The 23,355-nt window shown below is 56.5% G+C and carries 23 protein-coding genes; 7 read left to right on the top strand and 16 right to left on the bottom strand.

All coding sequences use genetic code 11. The features are described 5' to 3' along the window. Window positions 1–22 precede the first annotated feature (22 nt). The 4 genes from radC (at window position 23) to mutM (ending at window position 2,329) form a co-directional block, all read left to right on the top strand. Window positions 23–703 (top strand): RadC family protein, encoded by a 681-nt coding sequence (gene radC, locus C8D90_RS08810; protein ID WP_115458191.1) that lies wholly within the window; start codon window positions 23–25, stop codon window positions 701–703. 240 nt (window positions 704–943) lie between these two features. Then, window positions 944–1,180: a 50S ribosomal protein L28 gene (gene rpmB / locus C8D90_RS08800; protein WP_115458068.1), complete on the top strand. Its 237-nt coding sequence runs from the start codon at window positions 944–946 to the stop codon at window positions 1,178–1,180. Window positions 1,181–1,191: 11 nt separating this feature from the next. After that, window positions 1,192–1,359 (top strand): 50S ribosomal protein L33, encoded by a 168-nt coding sequence (gene rpmG / locus C8D90_RS08795; RefSeq protein WP_001051798.1) that lies wholly within the window; start codon window positions 1,192–1,194, stop codon window positions 1,357–1,359. Between the two features lie 160 nt (window positions 1,360–1,519). Then, complete coding sequence (mutM, locus tag C8D90_RS08790; protein ID WP_115458067.1) at window positions 1,520–2,329, top strand: bifunctional DNA-formamidopyrimidine glycosylase/DNA-(apurinic or apyrimidinic site) lyase; 810 nt, start codon at window positions 1,520–1,522, stop codon at window positions 2,327–2,329. 8 nt (window positions 2,330–2,337) lie between these two features. On the opposite strand, the gene coaD is transcribed toward mutM, so the two are convergent. The 7 genes from coaD to rfaQ all read right to left on the bottom strand — a co-directional run bounded on the left by coaD (window position 2,338) and on the right by rfaQ (window position 9,285). Continuing rightward, on the bottom strand, window positions 2,338–2,817 hold the full coding sequence (coaD, locus tag C8D90_RS08785; RefSeq protein ID WP_115458066.1) for a pantetheine-phosphate adenylyltransferase: 480 nt from the start codon (window positions 2,815–2,817) through the stop codon (window positions 2,338–2,340). After that, window positions 2,783–3,589: a glycosyltransferase family 2 protein gene (locus C8D90_RS08780; RefSeq protein ID WP_115458065.1), complete on the bottom strand. Its 807-nt coding sequence runs from the start codon at window positions 3,587–3,589 to the stop codon at window positions 2,783–2,785. Before C8D90_RS08780 ends, coaD begins: the two co-directional genes overlap by 35 nt. Before the next feature lie 2 nt (window positions 3,590–3,591). Next, a complete protein-coding gene (gene waaA / locus C8D90_RS08775; protein WP_115458064.1) occupies window positions 3,592–4,869 on the bottom strand; it encodes a lipid IV(A) 3-deoxy-D-manno-octulosonic acid transferase in 1,278 nt (425 codons plus the stop codon). Window positions 4,870–4,942: 73 nt separating this feature from the next. Beyond that, window positions 4,943–5,929 carry a glycosyltransferase gene (locus C8D90_RS08770; RefSeq protein WP_115458063.1) on the bottom strand — a complete coding sequence of 329 codons (987 nt, stop codon included), beginning with the start codon at window positions 5,927–5,929 and terminating at the stop codon, window positions 4,943–4,945. 60 nt (window positions 5,930–5,989) lie between these two features. Continuing rightward, a complete protein-coding gene (locus tag C8D90_RS08765; protein ID WP_115458062.1) occupies window positions 5,990–7,075 on the bottom strand; it encodes a glycosyltransferase in 1,086 nt (361 codons plus the stop codon). A 3-nt stretch (window positions 7,076–7,078) separates the two neighbouring features. Then, on the bottom strand, window positions 7,079–8,206 hold the full coding sequence (locus C8D90_RS08760; protein ID WP_115458061.1) for a glycosyltransferase family 4 protein: 1,128 nt from the start codon (window positions 8,204–8,206) through the stop codon (window positions 7,079–7,081). Continuing rightward, complete coding sequence (rfaQ, locus tag C8D90_RS08755; protein ID WP_115458060.1) at window positions 8,203–9,285, bottom strand: putative lipopolysaccharide heptosyltransferase III; 1,083 nt, start codon at window positions 9,283–9,285, stop codon at window positions 8,203–8,205. The genes C8D90_RS08760 and rfaQ overlap by 4 nt, the downstream gene beginning before the upstream one ends. A gap of 124 nt (window positions 9,286–9,409) precedes the next feature. On the opposite strand from rfaQ, the gene C8D90_RS08750 reads away from it, so the two are divergent. Then, complete coding sequence (locus tag C8D90_RS08750; protein WP_115458059.1) at window positions 9,410–10,366, top strand: polysaccharide deacetylase family protein; 957 nt, start codon at window positions 9,410–9,412, stop codon at window positions 10,364–10,366. On the opposite strand, the gene C8D90_RS08745 is transcribed toward C8D90_RS08750, so the two are convergent. The 6 genes from C8D90_RS08745 to rfaD form a co-directional block, all read right to left on the bottom strand. After that, window positions 10,367–11,347 (bottom strand): glycosyltransferase family 2 protein, encoded by a 981-nt coding sequence (locus C8D90_RS08745; protein WP_115458058.1) that lies wholly within the window; start codon window positions 11,345–11,347, stop codon window positions 10,367–10,369. It abuts the gene before it with no gap. A gap of 266 nt (window positions 11,348–11,613) precedes the next feature. Then, window positions 11,614–12,831, bottom strand: coding sequence for an O-antigen ligase family protein (locus C8D90_RS08740; RefSeq protein WP_162844381.1), 1,218 nt, complete (start codon window positions 12,829–12,831; stop codon window positions 11,614–11,616). A gap of 25 nt (window positions 12,832–12,856) precedes the next feature. Beyond that, window positions 12,857–14,020 carry a glycosyltransferase gene (locus C8D90_RS08735; RefSeq protein WP_115458056.1) on the bottom strand — a complete coding sequence of 388 codons (1,164 nt, stop codon included), beginning with the start codon at window positions 14,018–14,020 and terminating at the stop codon, window positions 12,857–12,859. Window positions 14,021–14,022: 2 nt separating this feature from the next. Further along, window positions 14,023–14,982, bottom strand: coding sequence for a lipopolysaccharide heptosyltransferase RfaC (rfaC, locus tag C8D90_RS08730; RefSeq protein ID WP_115458055.1), 960 nt, complete (start codon window positions 14,980–14,982; stop codon window positions 14,023–14,025). Continuing rightward, the gene (gene rfaF / locus C8D90_RS08725) at window positions 14,982–16,031 is read right to left on the bottom strand and encodes an ADP-heptose--LPS heptosyltransferase RfaF (protein ID WP_115458054.1); all 1,050 of its coding nucleotides are present in this window, start codon (window positions 16,029–16,031) and stop codon (window positions 14,982–14,984) included. The genes rfaC and rfaF overlap by 1 nt, the downstream gene beginning before the upstream one ends. Before the next feature lie 15 nt (window positions 16,032–16,046). Then, a complete protein-coding gene (rfaD, locus tag C8D90_RS08720) occupies window positions 16,047–16,976 on the bottom strand; it encodes an ADP-glyceromanno-heptose 6-epimerase (protein WP_115458053.1) in 930 nt (309 codons plus the stop codon). Between the two features lie 241 nt (window positions 16,977–17,217). Between rfaD and kbl the strand changes: the two genes are divergently transcribed. Together kbl and tdh are read left to right on the top strand one after the other, a co-directional pair. Next, window positions 17,218–18,414 (top strand): glycine C-acetyltransferase, encoded by a 1,197-nt coding sequence (kbl, locus tag C8D90_RS08715; RefSeq protein ID WP_115458052.1) that lies wholly within the window; start codon window positions 17,218–17,220, stop codon window positions 18,412–18,414. A gap of 9 nt (window positions 18,415–18,423) precedes the next feature. Continuing rightward, complete coding sequence (tdh, locus tag C8D90_RS08710; RefSeq protein WP_115458051.1) at window positions 18,424–19,449, top strand: L-threonine 3-dehydrogenase; 1,026 nt, start codon at window positions 18,424–18,426, stop codon at window positions 19,447–19,449. Between the two features lie 85 nt (window positions 19,450–19,534). On the opposite strand, the gene C8D90_RS08705 is transcribed toward tdh, so the two are convergent. The 3 genes from C8D90_RS08705 to gpmM are packed head-to-tail and all read right to left on the bottom strand — an operon-like array spanning window position 19,535 to window position 23,336. Further along, entirely contained in the window at window positions 19,535–20,455 is a 921-nt protein-coding gene (locus tag C8D90_RS08705; protein WP_115458050.1) for a divergent polysaccharide deacetylase family protein, read from the bottom strand. A 17-nt stretch (window positions 20,456–20,472) separates the two neighbouring features. After that, window positions 20,473–21,783: a murein hydrolase activator EnvC gene (gene envC, locus C8D90_RS08700; protein WP_115458049.1), complete on the bottom strand. Its 1,311-nt coding sequence runs from the start codon at window positions 21,781–21,783 to the stop codon at window positions 20,473–20,475. A gap of 8 nt (window positions 21,784–21,791) precedes the next feature. Next, window positions 21,792–23,336: a 2,3-bisphosphoglycerate-independent phosphoglycerate mutase gene (gene gpmM / locus C8D90_RS08695; protein ID WP_115458190.1), complete on the bottom strand. Its 1,545-nt coding sequence runs from the start codon at window positions 23,334–23,336 to the stop codon at window positions 21,792–21,794. Window positions 23,337–23,355 lie beyond the last annotated feature (19 nt).

Here is a 23,355-nt window from a genome sequence, read left to right as displayed (position 1 = left end):
TGTTCAGAAGCGGGAGGCGGGTATGGCTCAGAAGGGAGATATTTGGCAATTTTCAGAAGCGCCGCGTGAAAAGCTGCTGCGACAGGGCGCGGCGGCGTTGTCCGATCAGGAGCTGTTGGCGCTTTTTCTGCGTACGGGAACGAAAACCATGAACGTCATGGCGTTGTCAGGGCATCTGTTGCGGGAATTCGGCTCGGTACATACGCTGATGACTGCAGACTATGAGACTTTTTGCGCCGGGCCGGGGCTTGGCATATCGAAATATACGCAGTTCCAGGCCGTGATGGAGTTGGCCAAGCGCTTTCTCAGCCGTCAGGTTGCCTGTGAAAATGCCGTCACCAGCCCGCAGGTTACCACGCTGTACTTACAAAATATTTTTTCCGGACGCGAACGCGAAATTTTTGTCGTACTGTTTTTAGATTCTCAGTACCGGGTTATTCGCGCCGAGGAGATGTTTTCCGGCACGATCAACTACGTGAACGTCTATCCGCGCGAGATTGTGCGTGAAGCGATGAAGGCCAATGCGGCGGCCCTGATTTTGGCGCATAATCACCCCTCCGGCATGGCTGAGCCGAGTATGGCCGACCGCCAACTGACGGAAAAGGTCGTTCAAGCCTGCGCGCTGCTTGAGATCCGGGTGCTTGACCATATCGTCGTGGGGCAGGGGCAGAGCGTTTCCTTTGCCGAGCGAGGGTGGATTTAGCCGTTTTTTTTCACGATCCAGCGGGATCTTTGGGTGTTCGGGACTTGAGCGCATCCGCTTCAAAGCGTATACTACGCCACCTTTGAGAATCTCGGGTGTGGCACCATGGGCCTATCTCAGCAGGTTTCGGCCTGTCGCAGAGTCTGCCGGCGGAATTTGCTGAGATGGGCTCTAAATGCCTGACGAGGCGGCCACATCCTCTACGAAGCTCGAGCTGATTTGATTTTTGGAGAATAAGACATGTCCCGAGTCTGCCAAGTTACTGGCAAGCGTCCGGTGACCGGTAATAACCGTTCCCACGCACTGAATGCGACCAAACGCCGTTTTCTGCCGAACCTGCATTCGCACCGTTTCTGGGTTGAAAGCGAAAAGCGCTTTGTTACTCTGCGCGTATCTGCTAAAGGTATGCGTGTAATTGATAAGAAGGGTATTGAGACGGTTCTGGCCGATCTTCGTGCCCGCGGTGAGAAGTATTAAGGAACTGAATCATGGCTAAAGGTATTCGCGAGAAGATCAAGCTGGTTTCATCTGCTGGTACTGGTCACTTCTACACCACGACCAAGAACAAGCGTACCAAGCCGGAAAAACTGGAACTGAAAAAGTTTGATCCGGTTGTGCGCCAGCACGTGATCTACAAAGAAGCTAAAATTAAATAATTTTAGTCTTTTATTGAAAAAACCCGGCCTGGCCGGGTTTTTTTATGCCGGTTTTGCCCCCATCTTGCCACAGAGAGCACTTCACAAAGCACTGTCTACAAAGAACCGTCCACAAAGGACAATCACGGGATCCCGAACGGGTTTGCCAGGGGAAGCGATCATGCCTGAATTACCGGAAGTCGAAACCAGTCGCCGCGGAATTGAGCCTTATCTCAAGGGGCAAACCGTGCAATGCATCATCGTGCGTCAGCCCCGGCTGCGCTGGCCGGTGCCGGATGTTCTTTCCTCATTGTCTGACGTGTCCGTGCTCAGCGTGCAGCGTCGCGCCAAATATCTGCTGATTGAGCTGGAGACGGGATGGATTGTCGTGCATCTCGGGATGTCGGGCAGCGTCCGCATTCTGCCTGCGTTTGAACCGGCTCAGAAGCATGACCATGTCGATATGGTCATGGAAAACGGCATGATGCTGCGGTATACCGATCCGCGCCGTTTCGGCGCCTGGCTGTGGTATAAGGATTTGGCCTCGGCGGACGTGCTGGCGCATCTGGGGCCGGAGCCGCTGGATGACGCTTTCAGCGGGGAATATCTGTTCCAGAAGTCGCGCAACAAAAAAAGCGCCCTGAAGCCCTGGCTGATGGACAATAAGCTGGTGGTCGGCGTGGGGAACATTTATGCCAGCGAATCGTTGTTTATGGCGCGGATCCATCCCGATCGTAGCGTGGGATCGCTCAGCAAAACGGAAGCGCAGCTTTTGGTGGATGCGATCAAGAAGGTATTACAGCGATCTATCGAACAAGGTGGAACCACGCTGCGGGATTTCCTGCAATCGGACGGCAAACCCGGCTATTTTGCACAAGAGCTTCAGGTTTACGGCCGCGCCGGAGAACCGTGCCGGGTGTGCGGCAGCGTGGTGAAAAGCACCAAGCATGGGCAGCGCACGACGTTTTACTGCCCGGGGTGCCAGCACTGACGACCGCGTTATGCCAGCTTCTTCAGCAAAGCGGCGGTGACCGGCGCAGGCAGGAAAGGCGAAATATCGCCGCCGTGGCGGGCCACTTCTTTGACCAACGAAGAAGAAATAAATGACCACTCTTCCGCCGGCATCAGAAAAACGCTTTCCAGCGCCGGCATCAGGTGCCGGTTCATGTTGGCGAGCTGCAGCTCGTATTCAAAGTCGGACACCGCACGCAGGCCGCGCACCAGAATATTGGCATTCTGACGTTGGGCGAAATGCGCCATTAACTCACTGAACCCTACGACTTCCACATTAGGAAGGTGCGCGACGACCTCCGTTGCCAGCGCCACCCGCTCTTCCAGGGTAAACATCGGTTTTTTACTGGAGCTGGCGGCAATAGCCAGAATGACGTGATCGAACATGCGTGCGGCACGGGTCACCAGATCAAGGTGACCGTTGGTCATCGGGTCAAAGGTGCCCGGATAGATGGCTTTCGTCGTCATGATGCTTCGCTTTTTGTTGCCGGGCTAATGCCCAGAGGGCGGCATACTTGTTGAACGTGTACTGGGCGTTGACGAAGGCGAGCAGCAGTCCCGGCTTGCCGTCCAGAAAGCCGGCGCGCAGCACCCAGGTTTTGAGAAACGCACCCAGTCCGTGCGCTGTGGCGGAAAACAGCCCGCAACGTTTACCAGCCTGAAACCGCTGACGGGACCACTCTTCCGCGTAACCGAGCTGCTTGCGCTGAAACACGAAGAAATCGCGGCAGGTGAGGTGAAGTAAGTCGCCGTCCAGCCTGCAGACCGTGGCGTCGCGGTAATCCAGCGACTCATGCACCAGATTATCGTTGTAATGGTAGCCGGCGTTGGCGTACAGCCGGATTACCCGGTCGGGATACCAGCCGCTGTGGCGCATGAAGCGGGTCAGGAACAGATTACGCCGGGCGCAACTATAAACCCGGTGCGGCTGCGGGTTTTCCAGCACCGACTCAATCGCTTGGCGCAGCGGCGGGGTTATCCGCTCGTCGGCGTCGATCATGAAAATATAGTCGCCGCTGGCATAGCGTTGCGCTTGCTGGCGCTGTTTGCCGAATCCTTCCCACTGGGTATGCGTGAAGACTTTGGCGCCGTGCCGTTCAGCAATGGCGACGGTATCGTCCGTGCTGCCTGAATCCAACACGATGATTTCGTCTGCCCAGTCGGCGGAGCGCAGGCAGTCGGCGATCAGCTCAGCTTCGTTTTTGGCGATCATGACCACAGACAGACGCGCGCGTTCCATGATTAGTGACTCCGCTGGGGCAGGTAGGGTTCCAAAAGCTGCAGCAGCCGCTGCAGGGCGCCCTGATTCTGATGCAGAACCTCTACCGCGTGGCGGCCGTAATAGCGGCGGTAATCTTCATCGGTCAGCAGGGTGGTGATCTCTTTGACCAGGTCGTCTTCGCCGGTAACGGTGATAAGCCCGTCAGAAGCCTCAAGCTTGGCGCAAATATCCTTGAAGTTAAGGGTGTGCGGCCCCATCAGCACCGGAATGGCATGCGCCGCCGGCTCCAGCGGGTTGTGCCCGCCGCGCTCTACCAGGCTGCCGCCGACGAAGGCCAGATCGGCAATGCCGTACAACACCATCAGTTCGCCCATGGTATCGCCGATGACGACCTGCGTTTCGGCGGCGGGAATTTCGCCGCTGCTGCGTAAAATGTAGCTGAGCCCCGCTTTTTCCGTCAGCGCTTGCGCCACCGGAAACCGTTCGGGGTGACGGGGCACCAGGATGAGCAGCAGATCGGGAAACTGCTGCAACAGGCGTCGGTGGGCTTCCAGCAGCAGGCCGTCTTCGCCGTCGTGCGTGCTGGCGGCTATCCACACCGGGCGCCGCGACGCCCATTGCCGGCGCAGGGTAACCGCCCTGGCGGCCAGCTCCGGAGTGACCGAAATGTCGAACTTGAGGCTGCCGGTGACGGCAAGCTGCTGGCGCTTCAGGCCGAGCGAAATGAAGCGTTCGCCGTCCTCGCGGTTCTGGGCGGCGATCAGCGTAATCTTTTGCAGAACGTCACGGATAAACCCTCCCAGCCGGCTGTATCCCTTGGCCGAGCGGGCGGAGAGGCGTGCGTTGGCGATGATCAGGGGAATATTGCGTTTGTGCAGCGCCTGAATCAGGTTAGGCCATAGCTCGGTTTCCATGACGATAACCAGCTTGGGCCTGACCTCATTCAGGAAACGGTTCAGAGAACCGGGAAGATCGTAGGGAAGATAGACGTGATGAACGTCGTTGCCGAAGGCGGAAATTGCCCGCTCCGAACCGGTCGGCGTCATGGTGGTGACGGTGATGGGCAGGCTCGGATAGCGATGGCGCAAGGCCCGTACCAGCGGAATAGCCGCCAGCGTTTCCCCCACGGAGACGGAGTGCAGCATAATGCCGTCGGGCGCGACTTTGCCCGCGCAGAAACCGTAACGTTCGGCCCAGCGTTTCCGGTACGCGGGCGCTTTGCGACCACGCATCCAAAGACGGATCCAGATCAAAGGCTGGATAAGATAGAGCAAAACGGTATACAGCGTTTGTAACATGATATCCGCAGGGTCGTTTGTTAAAGGTCGAATTCTAAGTACTTAGCGTAGCTAAAGCCATTACTTTTGGCTTTCAGACGCCGGCCAGCTTTTTCAGTTTCGGGTAACGGCGGGCCAGGCGCCAGCGCAGGCGGAAACCCCGGGCATTATCCCAAATCAGTCGCCAGGTGCCGTTCTCAAAAAGCTCTTTGACCAGCGCCTTCTTTTTATCCTGATCGACGATATTGTTGATGGTGTGCAGGATACCCAGCCCCTCCTTGGCGATTTGCCAGTGGCAGGCGGGGATTTGCTTCACTTTATCAGGATAGCGCCGGTTGATGTCGTCCAGCATGCGCAGGATTTTCATGTAGTGATGCGCAGAACGGATTTCCGTTTCATCGCCACCCTGCTTATGTGAGACGGATTCGGCGTGAATCAGGTAATCGTAGAACATCTTGTCGGTATACTGCACGCGTCTGGCTGCCAGCAGCACCTCGGTGGTCCAGGGAATGTCCTGATGACGCAGGCCCGGCTCAAAGGTGAAGCCGTGTTCGGTAATAAAGGCGTGACGATAGATGTTCAGCCAGGTGACGTGCAGGAACTTGCGCGAGTCTAACGCCTTTTTCAGCCACTGATAACCGGGCAGCACCGGCGTGGAGGACAGGCGCTCGGGCGGGAATATCGGATGGCTGTCGCGCGCGTAGTCGTAAACGTAGCGCCCGTTACAGGTGGCGACGTCCAGCTGATTTTCCTCCGCCATGGTAAGCAGGGTGCGGTACATGTCGGGATAGATCACGTCGTCAATATCTGGAAAGGTCACGTACTTGCCGCTGGCGCGTGCCAGGCCGCTGTTACGGGCGACGGAAACCCCCTGATTTTCCTGATTAATCACGATGACCTGCGGGAATTTGTCTTTCCACGCGTCGATGATGCCGGCGCTGCGGTCGGTAGAGCCGTCGTTCACCAGAATGAGTTCGTAACTGTCGAGCGCCTGTTGCCGGATATAATCGAAAAAGGGCGCCAGGAATTTTTCACCGTTGTAGATGGCGACGATGATACTGAGCAGCGGTGTCTGAAGCATAAACAATCCCGAAGATAGAGATGGCGCGGACAATAGCGCGGAAGCCATCATATTTTGTACTTATAATGTGCGGTACTGCTGACAAATATTCTCCGTGCCGTAGCGGCAGAGCTGAGATTCGTCGATAACCGGTGGCCGATCATAGATGTTACGCATCGTTTCGGCCAGTGCATGGCTGTTTAAATCGGCCAGGCCGCGCGCCAGCTCGCCGGTCAGGATCTCTGCCGGGCCGCCGGGGCAGCGGGTGCTGGCGACCGGCGTGCCGAGCAGCAGCGCCTCCACCAGAACGTTGCCGAAGCCCTCGCTGTCTGAACTGAGCACCAGCATGCGGGCATGGCGGATCCAGGCGTAGGGGTTTTCCTGAAAGCCTTTGAACAGCACCCGGTCGCCCACGCCTAACGTTTGCGCTAAATCCTTCAGACGCGTTTCCTGCTCCGGCTTACCGTGCCCGAGCAGCACCAGCGGCGCCTGAATGCCGCTTTCCGCATAGGCTTCAATCAGCCTGTCGTGGCGCTTGGTCACGTGGAAGCGCCCCACGTGAACCAGGTAATCCTGCCCTGCCATTTCACACGTTTCTTCTCCGGCCTGACGAATAGCGTTGATGTCAAACGGGTTATTAATGGTTTGCAGCCTGGCGGGCGTAATGGCGAACTGTTCGGTGAGATCGCGTCCGACGGCGTCGGATACCGTCACAATATTGCGCCCCTGGTAAACCCGGCGGATTTTCTGCTGCTTCAGCCAGCGGCTGAGGCCGGTACGGTGGCCGAGGTAAGAAGAAGAAAACACGCCGTGCAGGCAAAACCAGAGATTATGGTCGGCCAGCGCCTTGCTGCGGGCCACGATGCGATCGGTTTTGTGCAGGTTGGATAAGACCAGATCAAAGCGCCCCGCTTTCTCCGCTTCAATAACGGCCTGATCGAGCTGGGCCGCACGGCGGGACAGTTCGGTCAGCTTACGCCAGGGGGAACGGCATTTATCGGCAATGACGCGGTAATCCAGGCCGGAAGGCAGCGGATACTGGCAAACGTCCCTCAGGGAGAACAGGGAAACGCGATCGCCCTGCTGAAGAAAAGCCTGCGCCAGAGTTAACACCACTTTCTCCGCGCCGCCGCCGGGCAGGCCGTCAATAACGATCAGAATGCGCATAAATCAGTCCACCAGTTGCCGATACAGTGAAATAAGCTGGGACGACAATTGCTCTGCGTTACAGCCGAGGATCCGCTCCCGTGCGTGCCGCCCTTCGGCGGAGCCGAGCGCCCTGGGCGGCAGCGCCATGACGGCCTGTTGCAGAGCTGCCACATCCAGCGCGTCGCAAACAAAGCCGTTGTGTCCGTTGGTAATAAATTCCGCGCCGCCGCAGGTCGGCGTGGTGATGACCGGCAGTCCGCAGGCCATGGCTTCCAGAATGACGTTGGGGAACGGGTCGTATAGCGTCGGTAGCAAAAGGCCGTCGGCCATTTGATAAAAAGGGAGCGTATCGGACTGCATGCCGCAGAAGTGGATGCGATCTTCGCAATGCAGCGTTTTAGCCAGCCCGTGGTAGCGCTTCTCGTCTTTATCTTTACCGACCACCAATAAGTGCCGGTCGGTGCCCGCGACGGCCCTGATTGCGGCGTCCAGCCCTTTGCGTTCAAAGCCTGAACCGACGTAAATCAGGCAGGTTGCCTGCACGGGGAGGTTTCTGTGCTGGCGTAATTGTGCGAGCTGTTGCGGGTCCGGCGGGCAAAAGCGCTGGCTATTCACTGCGTTATAAATGACGTGAATCTTCTCTGCCGGTACGCCGAAGTCTTCAATGATTTCCCGCTTGATCATCTCTGCATTGCAAATGACGCCTTTCAGCTCAGGCGCGGCGTACATTTCCCGTTCGGCTCCCATGACGTAACGGTGGTAGCGATCGGCGAATAACAGTTTGGCTTTCCAGTCCGGCAACACCCTGGCCCGCTGCGTCAGCCAGCGTCGGTGAACGCCGTCCCCGGCGCGATAGAGGGTGCAGCCGGGAATGCGCTCATGGCTCTGCACCAGGTCGAAGTTTTCTTGTTGCCACAGCTTTCTGGCCGCGCGGGCGAAGCCGCGTTCACGACTGATACGGCCGAATTTCCAGGGATCGCAGATGTGAACGTTCCATTCCGGCTTCACCGGCCCCAGCCACTGGCGGGTAATCACGTTCAGCTCAAGATCGTGCTGGTCGAGCGCTTCCAGCGCGCCGGCGACGAAGCGCTCGGCGCCGCCGTCGGGGCGGTACTTCTGCCGGACCAGCGCCAGCCTGAATTTTTTCATGGCAGAATTCTCTTTGCCGCGGCAATGACGGCTTCGGTGGGAATCAAATCCAGATAACGCTCATCGGTGTTGGTATTGATATCATCTGGGTCAGGCAATGAGCCGAAATCGCCCGCCCAGATGACTTCGCCTTTGGCCTGCCAGGGGCGCCAGAACGTCAGCTTTGACGGCCCGAACAGCGCGATGAGCGGCGTTTCCAGCGCGGCGGCCATGTGCATGGGAACCGAATCGACGCCGATAAACAGCGCTGCATGATCGATTAAGGCCGCGAGCTGGCGCAGCGTCAGTTTTCCCGCCAGCGAGGTGACGTTGGCTTGCGGGCAGCCCGCCAGAATATCTTCCACCATCTGCAATTCGCGCGCGTCCGGGCCGGAGGTGATGACGATGCGCCGGCCGGCAGCGGAGAGCGCATTGATCACTTCGCTCATCCGGGCTTCCCGCCAGCATTTGAAAAACCAGCGGGAGGTGGGCTGAATGACGACGTAACCTTCCCCGGTATCTTCACCGAGCAGTGCGCGGCAGGCATCCCAGTCTTCCCGGGCGTAGCTCATGGTGACGCTGCCCTGTCCGGGAGGGAGGGAAAGCCCCAACGGCTGAAGAATCTCCAGGTTTTGTTCTACGGTGTGCTGGGTGGCGTGACTGTCGGTCAGGGCCAGTACGGTGTGGCACAAGCGCCAGAGCGGATGGCGGCGCTTGGGAAAGTCAAAGCCGATTCTGACCGGCGCGCGGGTAAAAGCGGTGATAATGGCGCTGCGCCACTGGTCGGCAAGATTCAGAACCAGATCATAGTGCTGCCGGCGCAGATCCCTCATTAATGCCCATTCCATTCCCAGCTGGTGGCGCGTGCCCTGCTGTTTCCAGCGGCGATCGATAGCAAAAATCCGATGAATTTCCGGGTTTGCCGCGAGCATATCCCGCGTTTCTTCATAGAGCAGCACGTCAATCGTTGCGTCGGCATAGTGCTGTTTCAACGCGCTGATCACGGGAGTAATAAGCAACATATCGCCGTGATGCCGCAGCTTGATCACCAGAATGCGTTTCGGCGTGAATGAGCCGGAAAGAATCGGATTAAGCGTCATTAATTATTTCTTTGCCAGGAACCATACCTGATTTTAGGGGATTCATGACGGCGAGAGAAGCATTGTGGCGGTTTTTCACCAATTGCACTAACATGGCCGGGTGCCTGGCTTTGGGATATTTTCAATGAGTAAACCTGCATTTCTTATCACAATCGATACCGAAGGCGATAACCTGTGGCAGAACCATGACGTTATTTCCACGGAAAATGCCCGTTATTTGCCGCGTTTTCAGCAATTGTGTGAGAAATACGGCTTTAAGCCGGTCTACCTGACTAATTACGAGATGGCGGTGGACCCTGTTTATATCGAGTTTGCCCGTGACGTGATTGCACGCGGTACGGGTGAGGTCGGGATGCATCTGCACGCATGGAACAGCCCGCCGTTGGCGCCGCTGACGGCCGATGATTGGCGCCACAAGCCTTACCTGATTGAATACCCGCAGGAAATGATCCGTCAGAAAGTGGACTTTATGACCGATCTGCTCGAAGAGACGTTCCAGACGAAGATGGTAAGTCATCGTGCCGGACGTTGGGCGTTCAATGCGTTTTATGCGCGCCTGCTGGTGGAAAGAGGCTATCGGGTGGACTGCTCGGTCACGCCCCGCGTGAACTGGCGCACGGCCAAGGGCGATCCGGCCGGTCAGGGCGGAACGGACTACCGTAATTTCCCGGCGCAGGCCTATTTTCTTGATGAAAATGATATCAGCCGGCCCGGAAATTCCGCGTTGCTTGAAGTTCCCATGAGCATCCAATACAAACATTCCGCGCTGATGAACGCGTTTAAACAAGGGTATGACAGACTGCGCGGTAAAGTGCGCTCGCCCTCCGTGCATTGGCTGCGTCCGATGGGCGGGAACGTGGAAAATATGAAACGGGTCGTTGAACAAACCCTGGCGCAGGGGAATGACTATGTGGAATATATGCTGCATTCATCGGAGTATATGCCCGGCGGCAGCCCGACGTTTAAAACTGAAGCGGATATCGAACGTTTGTATGCGGATTTAGAACAGCTGTTCCAGTGGTTGCAACCCCGTGTCAGCGGGATGACGCTGGCGGAGTATTACGAAACGAAGCGTGGGTGATTACTTCCTGATTTTCGCCCGGACCTGGGAAAGCTTTTTCCAAAGCAAGGGGTTGGACAGGTGAAGCTTATTTTTGAGCGTCATCTTGCTGTAGGGAACGAACTTGCTTGATTCAACGAAGATATGGGCAATTCTGGGGTTATAGTTGTAGAAACCATATATTTTATTGTGTAAGTGCCGTATTTCGTTAAAGCAATTGATCAGCATGAGCGGCGTCAGCGACGCGTTGATTTCCGGCGTAGCCTTGTTTTTCGCGTAGTTCAGAATGCACTCCATCGCATAGACGATATCGTCGATATCCGACAGACGGATATTGCGCGTGATCCCGTTCGGGTTGTCACGGTAAAAATAGAGCGTGGCGTTAATCCGGGTAACCCGCTTGGCCTTCATGTAGCAGTAAGGCGTAAACATCATGTCTTCATAACGTCTGCCTTCAATAAAGGTATGTCCTGCGATCAAGTTCCGCTGGTAGACCCGGCTCCAGACGTGCCAGTGCGAAAGGGCGAAAACATCGTACAACAGCTCGGGCTGTGACGGGTCGACGTTAATGCAGGCCGGAGAGCGGATCTCCTGATGCTCACCGACGGGAACATCGGTAAATTTCTGATAATAAAACTCAATGAGATCGCTGGGGTTGCCCAGCAGCAGCGGCTTGATGGTCTGCCAAAAATAGGGCGACCACAGATCGTCGCCGTCGACAAAGGCGATGTATTCTCCCACGGCATGGGCAAGGCCGATATTTCGGCTCGCGGAGACGCCGCGGTTGGTCTGGGTGAGGTAGGTTGTCGTACCGGTATTCGGGCAATTATCCAGGATGTCCCTGATGATCGTATCGGTATCATCCGTCGAGCCATCATTAATAATAATGACTTCAACACAGGCATCTATTTGCTGAAAAATTGAGCGGAGCGTTTTCCCGATGAAGGTGGCGTTATTGAACACGGGGACGATCACACTGAGTAAATAGCCTTGCTTACTCATCGCTGCTATCCTGACTGATAAGCGCAGTACTGTTATCCACTAATGTCATCGTCAGCATAATTACCCGTGTAATCATAAATGATGCTTTCCTGAGCGAGATAGCATTGCATCGCTCAGTTTACCGTGAAGCCGTAGTCAATAATAGCAGATTTTTTATGATGCAGATACTCTCCGCACGGGAACGGGTCATATGAATAAGTTTGATGCACGGCTTCAGTATTTAGCTTAAGCCGTGATTCCCGTTCGAAAAAAATGGCCCGAATACATTAATTATTCTTAATTAAATTATGTTCTGGCTTTTCCAGGATAACGGCCAGAATAACAGCCAGTGAGACAATAATAGTGCCTTCCCGGCTGAAAAACAGAACGTCACTCAGCCCGTAAACCATCACGCTCAGCGTGATGACAAATAGCAGGGTATTTTTATCGCGCCAGGCGGTGAACAGCAGGGCGCAATAAAAAAACAGCAATGCAGCCGCTCCCCAGATACCGCGCAGAGAGAAGTTATCAATCAGCTCATTATGCATGTGGACGTCAAGATACTCTGCCGCGCCGGATAGTGCCGGCGTTGTCGCAATTTGCTGTTTTATATGCTCAGATCTGGTTTCGGCGGACTCTCCCTGCGGGGCTTGCAGGCCAGCATGCAGACCGGTTTCAAACATAACGAGGCGGGCACCGACGGAGGAGTTGCTGTTCTGTTCCTCATACAGCCTGATATCGTTATTCAGTTCATTAAGCCTTTGATTTAACTCAGCATGAAAAATGACGATGGTGATCGCGATAATGGCGACGCAGATACCGGAAAACGCAAAAATAAGCTTTTTGTTTATGCCCCTGTGAAAGCAAAGCTGCAGAAACACAAGTATGGGGTATGCCAGGATCGCCGCGCGCGTCTCGGTGTACACAATGCCCCCGAAGCTGATCAACACCGCCGGCGCAAGGAGAATCAGGCTCCATTTTTTTGGCAGTTGCAGGACGGCATAGATCAAAAAGAGATCGATCAGCGTCATGATGTAAGCCGCCATAGTGGCTCTGTCGAAGGCCAGCTCTACGCGCGGGCGGGAGGTCATGGCGCCCTGATAAATGGCATAAGCGTTGACGCAAAACCCGCCTGCGATCAGCAGCAGATAGAATGGTTTTGCGGGTAAATAAAATTTAAAGTTTGAAAGCGCAAACAGGATCAACGAAGAAAAGAGTAAAATTCTGCCGGATGCCTCATATGAGTAATAGACGTCTTTAAATGCGCCGTGATTTTTATAAAACAAACTCCAGACAAGGATGCTCAGGGCAAAAAGCGCAACGGAAGATGCCAGTATCTTATTTTCTTTTGGCGCTTCCATCTTTTTAAAAAAGACAATCATCAGCAGGACAACAAAATATCCTGTCGTATAGAAGACTTTTCTGACCTGCTCCGGGTAGAATGCCAACGCGTAAAAGCTAAGTGCGAATAACGTAAAAGAAGCCAGCAATGCCCCGCTGATCATTCCCTGAGGGCCAACATTTTTTATATTAGTCATTCACAATACCAATAATTGCGTTATTAAAATCACCCACAAAATTTCTATAATCAAAATTACGTCTTACATGCTCAAACGCGTTGTTCCTGAATGTTTGGTAATCATCGCCGGCAATGGTCTGGATAGCATCCGCGCAGGCCTCATGGGACATCAGCATCGGCGGCACCAGGGTATCCTGCGTCGGCGAGTATACATGATAAGGAAAATTAACGTTGACCCCGCTTAACCCGAAATGTGTTTCGGGGGAAACGGTTGGGATGATGCCCAGACCGCAATAGCCGTCCCTGACGACCTCCGGCTGGCCGTCGATCAGGGGAAACACGACCGGCACGCCGTAGAAAAGCGCTTCCATACAGGAAAGACCGAACGGTTCTGTGACCGGCGTACTGAGGTAAATATGTATCCGGTTAAAGAAGGAACTCAGATTGCTCTGAAAACCGAGAAAGGTCACGCAGTCGGCAATTCCCAGCTTCACGGCAAGGGCTTTGAAATTCTCTTCATCGGGGCCTTTGCCCGCAATCTCCAGCTCAACGTCAACGTTTCGCTCCCGCAGCGTTTTGACGGCCAGTAAGGCCACGCTGATGCCTTTCAGGCCGACCAGGCGTGCCGCCACGCCCAGGCGCAGCGGCGTACGGGGCGCTTTTTCGCCGCTGTTGATGTCAGGAGGCGGAAGAATGCGGTTGATAACGACGTTGACAGGGCAGGGCAATTGAAAGCGCAATTCCATAACGCGTTTGGACGCATGCGCCGCAGAAATACACCCTGACAACATGGCGAAGAACGCGAGCGTCTTCTGATTATGGGGATAGCGCCAGGAACAGCCGTGGTCGTAGTAGATGACCTTTCCGCGCGAAGGCGCATGGGCAAAGACGGGGACCAGATCCCAGACGATGATGGCGTCAGGGCGTGCGCGCCACGTTTTAAACTGTAAAGCATATTTGCGCAGGAAAGAGGGAAATTTGAGCGCCAGCGCGTTGAATATACGGTTTACGAACGTGATTTTTTTGTCCGTCAGATACTGGGCGATCTCCGGGCCGACCTGATTGCTGATACAGAAAATGGCATCGTTTTGTGCGGACTCATGGCGGATGTATTGCAGAAAAAGACGTTCAACGCCGCCCATCTTCTCCAGATTGATTATGTGCAATTTTCTCATCATCACTCTCCGTTGAGCAATTTCCACACCGTCGCCGCGTCAATATCCGCCATCGCTCCGGTAGGTGAGCGCAGGGCGGTCTGATGCTTGCCGTATCCGCCGATCAATCCCGGATCGGTAGGGCCGTATAACGTGATGTTCGGCTTATCCAGCGCCGCCGTCAGGTGGCTCAGCCCGGTATCGACGGAGACGACCGCTTTGGCGCCGGCCAGCGTCGTCGCGACCTGCTCCAGCGTCATACGCGGCAGAACCTCCACATGGGAGAAACCTTCAGCCAGCCTCTGGGCGCGGCGGTGCTCGTGCTCGGCTCCCCACGGCAGTTTGATTTTCAGGCCGCTTGGTTCCGCCAGCGCAATGAGTTCGCGCCAGTGCGACTCCGGCCAATGTTTTTCATCGCGGGTCGTGGCGTGCAGAAACACCAGGTAGCTGGCGTGATCGGGCGGCAGGTGCCCGAGGAAGCGTGCGGCAATGGCGTAATCGCCCTGGCCGCCGGGTTTCTCATACCCCAGGCTGCAGGCGAATAATTCCCGGATGCGCTCCACGGCATGCTGTTGTTTATCAATAGAATAGCGGTGGTTATAAAACCAGCTGGCGAAAGGTTCACGGGCGGTTTTGCAATCCATCCCGTGCTTCGGGCCGCGGGCGGAACGGGTTATGAGCGCAGCGCTTTTCATCAGCCCCTGCGCATCAATTACGGCGTCGTAGGCGGTGCGCTGCAGCTCTCTTTTGAAATCACTGCGTTGCTGGCGCGTTTCGTTACCGAACCAGTTCTTGCGCCAGCGCCGGATGGCGACGGGAATCACCCGATCCACGGCGGAGTGCCAGCCCGGTATCTGGGCGAAATTCTCTTCCACCACCCAGTCAAAGCGGATGCCGGGTATGCATTGCATTGCATCGGTCAGCGCTGGCAATGTGTGCAACACATCCCCCATGGAGGACGTTTTAACAATCAATACATGCATTACCGGGGGTAATCCTCTGGCAATAATTCCGTCAGGGCGTCCATCACGAGGGAGGGCTGGATATCAATAAGACTCTGGTGATAACCCTCGGCCGCATCCCCTTTGCGCACCTTGTGGTAGCCGGTAATCAGGCGGATGACTTTAGCCTGATGCGACAGCGGCGGGGTAAAGTCCGGGCTGCTGGGGCCATAAAGCGCCACCAGGGGCTTATTCAGCGCCGCGGCGACGTGCATCAGGCCGGAGTCGTTGGTGACGATGGCATGGCAGGAGGCGATGAGTACCACGGCCTGATCCAGGTTGGTTTGCCCGGCGAGGTTAAGGCAATGCTCTCTGGCCTCTTCCGTCAGCAGGGCGAGAATTTCTTCGCCGGCGGCGTGATCTTTTTGCGAGCCGAACAGGGCGATTTGATATCCGTCGTCAATCAGCCGCTGCGCCAGCCCGGCGTAGTGATAGTGCGGCCAGCGCTTGGCGGGGCCGAACTCTGCGCCGGGGCAGAAGCCGATGGTCGGGCGGTTATCCGTCAGGTTAAAGGCGGCAGTGATTTCGGCAATCTCCTCGTCCCGCACCTGCAACGCAGGCCACAGCAGCGGCTGCGGCAGATCGGCGGCACAAGCGATACGCGCTTTGTCGTAGGCCAGCGCAACATAGCGCTCCACCATCAGCGGGAAGGCGGTTTTATCCAGAATGCGCAGGTCGGTCAGCAGGCCGTAGCGCATTTCGCCTTTCCAGCCGGTACGCACCGGTATTCCGGCGAAGAACGGCACCAGCGCCGACTTAAAGGAATTCGGCAGGATATAGGCGCGGTCGTAGCGTTTGGCGCGCAACTGTTTTCCCAGCCGGTAACGCTCTCCCAGCGCCAGCGAACCGTGCCCCAGTGGCATCACGACGGCCTCGCTGACCTCCGGCATCCTTGCCAGAAGCGGACGGCACCAGTCGGGCGCCATCACGTCAATGTCGGCGTCGGGGTATTCGGCCTTCAAGGTACGGTACAGGCTTTGTGACATCATCATGTCACCGACCCATGAAGGCCCGATAACCAGTATTTTCATGCCGCGCGGTGTCCTTTACTGTTTACGGTTCAGCCATTCCATATATTCACGCACGCCTTCAGCCACGGTTTTAAACGGCTTATCGTAGCCTGCGGCGCGCAGTTTGGTCATATCCGCCTGAGTGAAAGCCTGATAACGGCCTTTCAGCTTCTCGGGGAACGGAATGATCTGAATGGCGCCTTTCTGATGGTAGGCCACCACGGCGTCTGCGACTTCCTGGAAAGATTCCGCCCGTCCGGTGCCGCAGTTGAAGATGCCGGAAACGCCTTTCTGCCAGAACCACAGGTTAACGGCGGCGACGTCGCCGACGTAGATAAAGTCGCGGCGGAAGTTTTCGCTGCCTTCAAACAGCTTCGGATCTTCACCGTTGTTAATCTGGTTATTCAGGTGGAAAGCGACGCTGGCCATGCTGCCTTTGTGGCCTTCGCGCGGGCCGTAGACGTTGAAATAGCGGAATCCGCAGATTTGCGAATCCGCCTGCGGCAGGATCTGGCGCACGTACTCATCAAACAGGAATTTGGAGTAGCCGTAAACGTTCAGCGGGCCTTCGTACTGACGTTCTTCGGTGAATTGCTCGGTCATGCCGTAGGTGGCGGCGGAAGAGGCGTACAGGAACGGGATCTGACGCTCCAGGCAGTAATGCAGCACCTCTTTGGAATACTGATAGTTATTGTCCATCATGTATTTGCCGTCCCACTCGGTGGTGGACGAGCAGGCACCTTCGTGGAAAATGGCGTCGATGTCGCCCAGATCGTCCCCGGCGACGATGCTGGCGATGAAGTCTTCTTTGTCCATGTAGTCGGTGATGTTCAGATCAACCAGGTTGACGAACTTGGTGCCGTCCTTCAGGTTATCAACAACCAAAATGTCGGTATAACCGATATCATTCAGTGACTTAACGATATTGCTGCCAATAAATCCAGCACCACCGGTGACAATAATCATGGGTTTCACCCTTACTAATCCGAACGGCGGGACACAATGCCCCACGCTATATGATTGCCATCATAGCATTTCATGCCGACGCATTCAGCGTATAGGTAACCAATCCGAATGAGTATGATACGGAAACGTTATATACGTGATATATGCTGTATTATTATGATCAGATATATAGCAAACTCGTCACACTGCGAAACACGCAGTAATATGTTCCACGAACTAGCCTATATCTGGAGATAACAACATGTCTGCGGCTTTTTATCAGCAGCTGGAACAACAGCTGGAAACCACCCGCGCGGAAGGTCTGTACAAAGAAGAACGCATTATTACCTCGGCACAACAGGCCGACGTCGCGGTCGCAGATGGACGTCACGTCATCAATTTCTGTGCAAATAACTATCTGGGACTGGCCAACCACCCCGCGCTGATTGAAGCTGCCAAACAGGGTATGGACAGCCATGGTTTCGGCATGGCGTCCGTACGCTTCATCTGCGGAACGCAGGACACCCATAAGCAGCTGGAACAGAACCTGGCCCGCTTCCTCGGCATGGAAGATGCCATTCTCTATTCTTCCTGCTTTGATGCGAACGGCGGTCTGTTTGAAACCCTGATGGGGCCGGAAGACGCGATTATCTCCGATGCGCTGAACCACGCTTCTATTATTGACGGCGTGCGTCTGTGCAAGGCGAAACGTTACCGCTATGCCAACAACGACATGACGGAGCTGAAAGCGCAGCTGGATCAGGCGAAAGCCGATGGCGCGCGCCATATCATGATCGCCACCGACGGCGTGTTCTCCATGGATGGCGTGATCGCCAACCTGAAAGCGGTTTGCGACCTGGCGGATGAATACGGCGCGCTGGTCATGGTGGACGATTCTCACGCGGTAGGTTTTGTCGGCGCGCACGGGCGCGGCACTCATGAATACTGCGACGTCATGGGCCGGGTGGATATCATTACCGGTACGCTGGGCAAAGCCTTGGGCGGCGCTTCCGGCGGCTATACCGCGGCGCGCAAAGAAGTGGTCGAATGGCTGCGTCAGCGCTCCCGCCCTTACCTGTTCTCCAACTCGCTGGCGCCGGCCATTGTCGCCGCATCGATCAAAGTGCTGGAGTTGCTGGAGCAGGGCGATGAGTTGCGCGATCGCCTGTGGAGCAACGCGCGCCTGTTCCGGGAGAAGATGTCTGCTGCGGGCTTCACGCTGGCCGGCGCGGATCACGCCATTATTCCGGTCATGCTGGGCGACGCCAAACTGGCGCAGGAATTTGCCGGCGAACTGCTGAAAGAAAATATCTATGTCACCGGATTCTTCTTCCCGGTGGTGCCGAAAGGCCAGGCCCGCATCCGCACCCAGATGTCCGCCGATCACACGCCGGAGCAGGTCGAGCGCGCGGTTGATGCATTTACGCGTATCGGTCGGAAACTGGGCGTCATTCGTTAAGGAGATATCATGAAAGCATTGTCAAAACTGAAGGCGGAAGAAGGGATCTGGATGACGGATGTGCCGAAGCCGGAGCTGGGGCACAATGATGTCATGATTAAAATCCGCAAAACGGCGATTTGCGGTACCGATGTGCATATTTATAACTGGGATGAATGGTCACAGAAAACCATTCCGGTGCCGATGGTTGTCGGGCATGAATACGTCGGCGAGATTGTTGCTATCGGCCAGGAAGTGAAAGGGTACAACATCGGCGATCGCGTTTCCGGCGAGGGGCACATTACCTGCGGTCACTGCCGTAACTGCCGCGGCGGCCGCACGCATCTGTGCCGCAATACGACCGGCGTCGGGGTTAACCGTCCGGGAGCTTTTGCTGAATACCTGGTGATACCGGCATTCAACGTGTTCAAAATTCCTGAGGGGATCTCCGACGAGCTGGCTTCCATTTTCGACCCGTTTGGCAACGCGGTGCATACGGCGCTGTCGTTTGATCTGGTGGGCGAGGACGTGCTGGTTTCCGGCGCCGGCCCGATCGGCATTATGGCCGCGGCGGTGTGCAGGCACGTTGGCGCACGCCATGTGGTGATCACCGACGTGAACGAATACCGCCTGGATCTGGCGCGGAAAATGGGCGTTACCCGTGCCGTCAACGTCAGTAAAGAGAGCCTCAAAGACGTCATGACGGAGCTGGGTATGACCGAAGGGTTTGACGTCGGGCTGGAGATGTCTGGCGCGCCGCCGGCGTTCAGGGCCATGCTGGATACCATGAACCACGGCGGCAGGATCGCCATGCTGGGTATTCCTCCGTCGGATATGGCTATCGACTGGAACCAGGTGATTTTCAAGGGGCTGTTCATCAAAGGCATTTACGGCCGCGAGATGTTCGAAACCTGGTACAAAATGGCAGCATTGCTGCAATCCGGCCTGGATCTGACGCCTATCATCACGCATCGCTACGGGATTGACGATTTCCAGAAAGGGTTCGACGCCATGCGTTCCGGGCAATCCGGAAAAGTGGTATTGAGCTGGGATTAACGCCCGCAAAAAAAAGGCGCCGTTTCAGGCGCCTTTTGTCCACTGAGCATGAATAACCGGGCTTGCCCGGTTGTTTTTTTATGGGCTACTCGCCCGCTTTACCAAACCAGAACTGCCAGCGGTCGATCAGTAAACGTACCGGCGCCGATTGCTTCAGGCTGCTGCCGATAACGCTGAACATGGCGTCCGCCCGGACGGGTTGCGGAGGATGCTTGCTGACGCACTGACCAATACCGCGGAACGGCTTTTTGCCCGGCGTAACGGGGCGCGGATCCGGCGAATGGGCTTCGTTCAGCAGAGAACTGGGACGAACCAGGGTGATGTCGGCGGGCAGGCCGGGCAGCATCTGCTGCAACACCTTAACCGTGGCCGGGCGCGGATGGCCGATGGCGATGGCGGAACCGGTTTTGCGCGCGACGTCGATCGCGCGGTTGAACTGGCGGCGAATCTCCGCTTCATTGGCGCTGTCATCAAGAAACACTTTGCGCCGGATCACCTTCACGCCGGTGCCCGCCGCGGCGCGCGTGGCCTGGGTGTTGCCGATGGTGACGCTGTCGAGGAAATAAAGCTGGTACTGCTCCAGCGCCGTCATAACGTTTTGCATGCCGGACAGGCTGGACGTCATGGCGCTGCCCATATGGTTGTTCATGCCGACGGCATACGGAACATCGGCGACGGCTTTCTGAATGATACGCCGGACCTCATCCCCGCTCATCGACGGTTGCAGGGTGTTTTTTTCCAGCGGCTGTTTGCTGAGCGGCGCCATCGGCATGTGGATCAGGATTTCCCGGCCCTGGGCGTGCGCTTCCAGCGCCATTTCACGGGCGTGCGGAGCGTTGGGCAAAATAGCGACGCTGATCGGCAGCGGCATACGCAGCACCTGCCGATCGTAATGCAACTGATAGCCGACATCGTCAATGACGATGGAAAGCTTGCCCGCCAGCGCCCCGGCGCAATAGCTGCCGGAAAGAAGGAGCGCGGCGGTGATGGACGCGGACAGTCTCAATACGGTATCCCGGATAGTTAACGTCCCAGCCAGGGCTGCGGGTTCACAGCCTGGCCCTGACGACGGATTTCAAAGTAAAGCGCGGGCTGTCCCTGACCTCCGCTGTTGCCCACCAGGGCGACGGGCTGTCCTGCCCTGACCTGAGCGCCGACGTTAACCAATGCGCTCTGGTTATAGCCGTACAGGCTCATGTCCCCTTTGCCGTGTTCGATGACCACGACCAGTCCGTAACCTTGCAGCCAGTCGGCCAGCAGAACGCGGCCATCGGCAATGGCTTTCACTTCGCTGCCTTCGCGTGCGGCGATCACCATGCCTTTCCAGCGCAGCTCCCCTTGCAGGGTTTCGCCAAAGCGGTGGATGATTTGCCCGTGTACCGGCCACAGTGCCTGACCGCTCGCCCGGCCAAGTCCGCCGGTACGCGCCATCAGGGAGCGTTCGCTTTCCGTCGGCGTATAGGTGGTGCCTTTCTGACGGGCCTGCTGTTCTTTCTGTTTGACCTGAGCGCGCAGTTTCGCTGCTTCGCGGGCTTCTTTCTCCGCGCGGGCGCGGGCCTCGCGTTCGGCGCGGGCGATTTGGTCGCGCAGGCGGCCTTCGTTCCGCTTCAGTTCGTTCAGGCGTTGCTGATCTTTCGCCAACGAGCTTTCCAGGCTGGAGAGCGTTTTCTTACGCGCCTCTTGCGCGCTCTGTAATTGTTCTCTGGCTTTCTGCTGGGTGCTCAGCACGTTTTTCTGTGTTTTACGGGTGGCTTCAAGATCGCGTTTTTGTTCGCTGAGCTTGGTTTGCGTCAGTTTCAGCGCATTGATGCTTTTTTGCCGGGATTCGTTGAGATAGCCGAAATAGGCCAGAATACGGTCGCTGCGCTGGCTTTCTTCATTGCTCAGCAGCGCCTGCAGGCCGGTATGCTGACCGAGACGAAATGCCATATCCAGCTGTTCGGAAAGTAGCTCCTGCTGTTCTTTTTCCCAGCGCGAAAGTTTCTCAATAGAGGCCGTCAGGGTGGAAACTTTCTGCCCGAGGGCGCTCAGCGTGGTTTGTGTTTCGCGCAGCGCCCGGCTGGCCTGGGCGATATTTTTTTCCTGCGCCTTAAGCTGATCCTGCAATTTGCCGCGCTGCTGCTGTTGCAGCTTCACGCTTTTCTCTTTTTCGGCAATGTCTTGCTGGATAGATTTAAGCTGCTGCTTGTTGTCGTCAGCGGCCAGGGCGGGAGCGGAAGAAAAGAGCATGCCGGCGTACAGGACACCGGCACAGAGTAGCGACAACACCCCCGGCTGCGCGATGCGCAACGCCGGGAGGGTATCTGATGAATGAAATAATACGGCTCCCCTCATGGGGGCGATTATTTCACGATGAACAGCGGCTTGCCAGTCATCTCTTGCGGGATTTCCATTCCCATCAGCGTCAGCATTGTTGCGGCGATATCAGACAGCTTACCGCCTTCCACCGCCGTTGCGTCTTTACCGACGTAGATCAGCGGAACCGGCAGGCTGGTATGCGCGGTATGCGGCTGGCCGGTGGTGTCATCCTTCATCTGCTCTGCGTTGCCGTGGTCGGCGGTGATCAGCAACTGACCGCCGGCATTCTGCACGGCCTCCACAACCTGACCGATGCAGTGATCCAGCGCTTCAACCGCCTGAACCGCGGCGTCGTAAACGCCGGTATGGCCCACCATGTCCCCGTTCGGGTAGTTACAGATGATGGCGTCATACTTGCCGCTGCCGATGGCGCTGACCAGCTTGTCAGTCAGTTCGGCGGAGCTCATTTCCGGCTGCAGATCGTAGGTGGCGACTTTGGGCGAGTTCACCAGGATGCGCTCTTCTCCCTTGAACGGCTCTTCGACGCCGCCGTTGTAGAAGAAGGTTACGTGGGCATATTTTTCGGTTTCGGAAATACGCAGCTGCGTTTTGTCGTGTTTCATCAGCCACTCGCCGAACGTATTGTTCAGGGACTCCGGCGGATAGGCGCAGGTGGCTTTGATGTCGGCGGCGTATTCGGTCAGCATGACGAATTCGCTGAATTTCACCACTTTATTGCGGGTGAAGCCGTCAAAGTCCGGGTTGATGAAGGCACGGGTGATCTGACGGGCACGGTCGGCGCGGAAGTTCATGAAAATCAGCGCGTCGCCGTCGTTCATCGCGGCATCGGCTTCGCCGGCGGCGCGGATCACGGTAGGTTTCACGAATTCGTCGTTTTCGTCGCGCGCGTAAGCGGCCTGCAGGGCGGCAACGGCGTTGTCTGCGGTGAATTCGCCCTTGGCTTCGGTCATCAGGTCATAAGCCAGCTGTACGCGATCCCAGCGGTTATCGCGGTCCATGGCATAGTAGCGGCCGATAACGGAAGCGATGCGGCCTTTACCCAGCGCGGCGAATTTCTCGGTGAAGCGCTTTAATGTGGCTTCGGCGCTGCGGGGCGGGGTGTCGCGCCCGTCGAGGAAAGCATGCAGGTAGATGGCTTCGGCGCCGCGTTTGGCCGCCAGTTCCACCATCGCCAGGATATGATCTTCGTGGCTGTGCACGCCGCCCGGCGACATCAGGCCCATAATATGAACGGCTTTGCCCGCGGCGACGGCTTTGTCTACCGCGCCGGTCAGCACGGCGTTGGTGAAGAAGTCGCCGTCCTTGATTTCTTTGTCCAGGCGGGTCAGGTCCTGATAAACGATACGGCCGGCGCCGAGGTTAACGTGGCCGACTTCTGAGTTGCCCATCTGCCCGTCGGGCAGGCCTACGTCCAGGCCGGAGGCGGAGATCAGGGTGTGAGGGCGGGTCTGCCACAGCTTATCCATCACCGGACGCTTAGCATTGAGAATAGCGTTATCCTTGCGATCTTCGCGGTAACCGTAACCGTCCAGAATCACCAGTACCATGGGTTTTTTGGCGCTCGACATTGCAACAACCTCGTTTTGG

The sequence above is a fragment of the Enterobacillus tribolii genome (assembly GCF_003363015.1).
Taxonomy (GTDB): Bacteria; Pseudomonadota; Gammaproteobacteria; order Enterobacterales; family Enterobacteriaceae; genus Enterobacillus; species Enterobacillus tribolii.
This window is presented reverse-complemented; position numbering and strand designations above follow the sequence as displayed.

Excerpts from the sequence above, each read along its gene's own strand:
- rfaF (WP_115458054.1), bottom strand. The coding sequence starts at position 16,031 with ATGAAAATACTGGTTATCGGGCCTTCATGGGTCGGTGACATGATGATG.
- C8D90_RS08740 (WP_162844381.1), bottom strand. The coding sequence starts at position 12,831 with ATGATCAGCGGGGCATTGCTGGCTTCTTTTACGTTATTCGCACTTAGC.
- C8D90_RS08735 (WP_115458056.1), bottom strand. The coding sequence starts at position 14,020 with ATGAGAAAATTGCACATAATCAATCTGGAGAAGATGGGCGGCGTTGAA.
- mutM (WP_115458067.1), top strand. The coding sequence starts at position 1,520 with ATGCCTGAATTACCGGAAGTCGAAACCAGTCGCCGCGGAATTGAGCCT.
- radC (WP_115458191.1), top strand. The coding sequence starts at position 23 with ATGGCTCAGAAGGGAGATATTTGGCAATTTTCAGAAGCGCCGCGTGAA.
- envC (WP_115458049.1), bottom strand. The coding sequence starts at position 21,783 with ATGAGGGGAGCCGTATTATTTCATTCATCAGATACCCTCCCGGCGTTG.
- C8D90_RS08760 (WP_115458061.1), bottom strand. The coding sequence starts at position 8,206 with ATGAAAAAATTCAGGCTGGCGCTGGTCCGGCAGAAGTACCGCCCCGAC.
- C8D90_RS08745 (WP_115458058.1), bottom strand. The coding sequence starts at position 11,347 with ATGAGTAAGCAAGGCTATTTACTCAGTGTGATCGTCCCCGTGTTCAAT.
- coaD (WP_115458066.1), bottom strand. The coding sequence starts at position 2,817 with ATGACGACGAAAGCCATCTATCCGGGCACCTTTGACCCGATGACCAAC.
- rpmB (WP_115458068.1), top strand. The coding sequence starts at position 944 with ATGTCCCGAGTCTGCCAAGTTACTGGCAAGCGTCCGGTGACCGGTAAT.
- kbl (WP_115458052.1), top strand. The coding sequence starts at position 17,218 with ATGTCTGCGGCTTTTTATCAGCAGCTGGAACAACAGCTGGAAACCACC.
- C8D90_RS08765 (WP_115458062.1), bottom strand. The coding sequence starts at position 7,075 with ATGCGCATTCTGATCGTTATTGACGGCCTGCCCGGCGGCGGCGCGGAG.
- rfaC (WP_115458055.1), bottom strand. The coding sequence starts at position 14,982 with ATGCATGTATTGATTGTTAAAACGTCCTCCATGGGGGATGTGTTGCAC.
- waaA (WP_115458064.1), bottom strand. The coding sequence starts at position 4,869 with ATGTTACAAACGCTGTATACCGTTTTGCTCTATCTTATCCAGCCTTTG.
- C8D90_RS08780 (WP_115458065.1), bottom strand. The coding sequence starts at position 3,589 with ATGGAACGCGCGCGTCTGTCTGTGGTCATGATCGCCAAAAACGAAGCT.
- tdh (WP_115458051.1), top strand. The coding sequence starts at position 18,424 with ATGAAAGCATTGTCAAAACTGAAGGCGGAAGAAGGGATCTGGATGACG.
- gpmM (WP_115458190.1), bottom strand. The coding sequence starts at position 23,336 with ATGTCGAGCGCCAAAAAACCCATGGTACTGGTGATTCTGGACGGTTAC.
- rfaD (WP_115458053.1), bottom strand. The coding sequence starts at position 16,976 with ATGATTATTGTCACCGGTGGTGCTGGATTTATTGGCAGCAATATCGTT.
- C8D90_RS08750 (WP_115458059.1), top strand. The coding sequence starts at position 9,410 with ATGAGTAAACCTGCATTTCTTATCACAATCGATACCGAAGGCGATAAC.
- rfaQ (WP_115458060.1), bottom strand. The coding sequence starts at position 9,285 with ATGACGCTTAATCCGATTCTTTCCGGCTCATTCACGCCGAAACGCATT.
- C8D90_RS08770 (WP_115458063.1), bottom strand. The coding sequence starts at position 5,929 with ATGCTTCAGACACCGCTGCTCAGTATCATCGTCGCCATCTACAACGGT.
- rpmG (WP_001051798.1), top strand. The coding sequence starts at position 1,192 with ATGGCTAAAGGTATTCGCGAGAAGATCAAGCTGGTTTCATCTGCTGGT.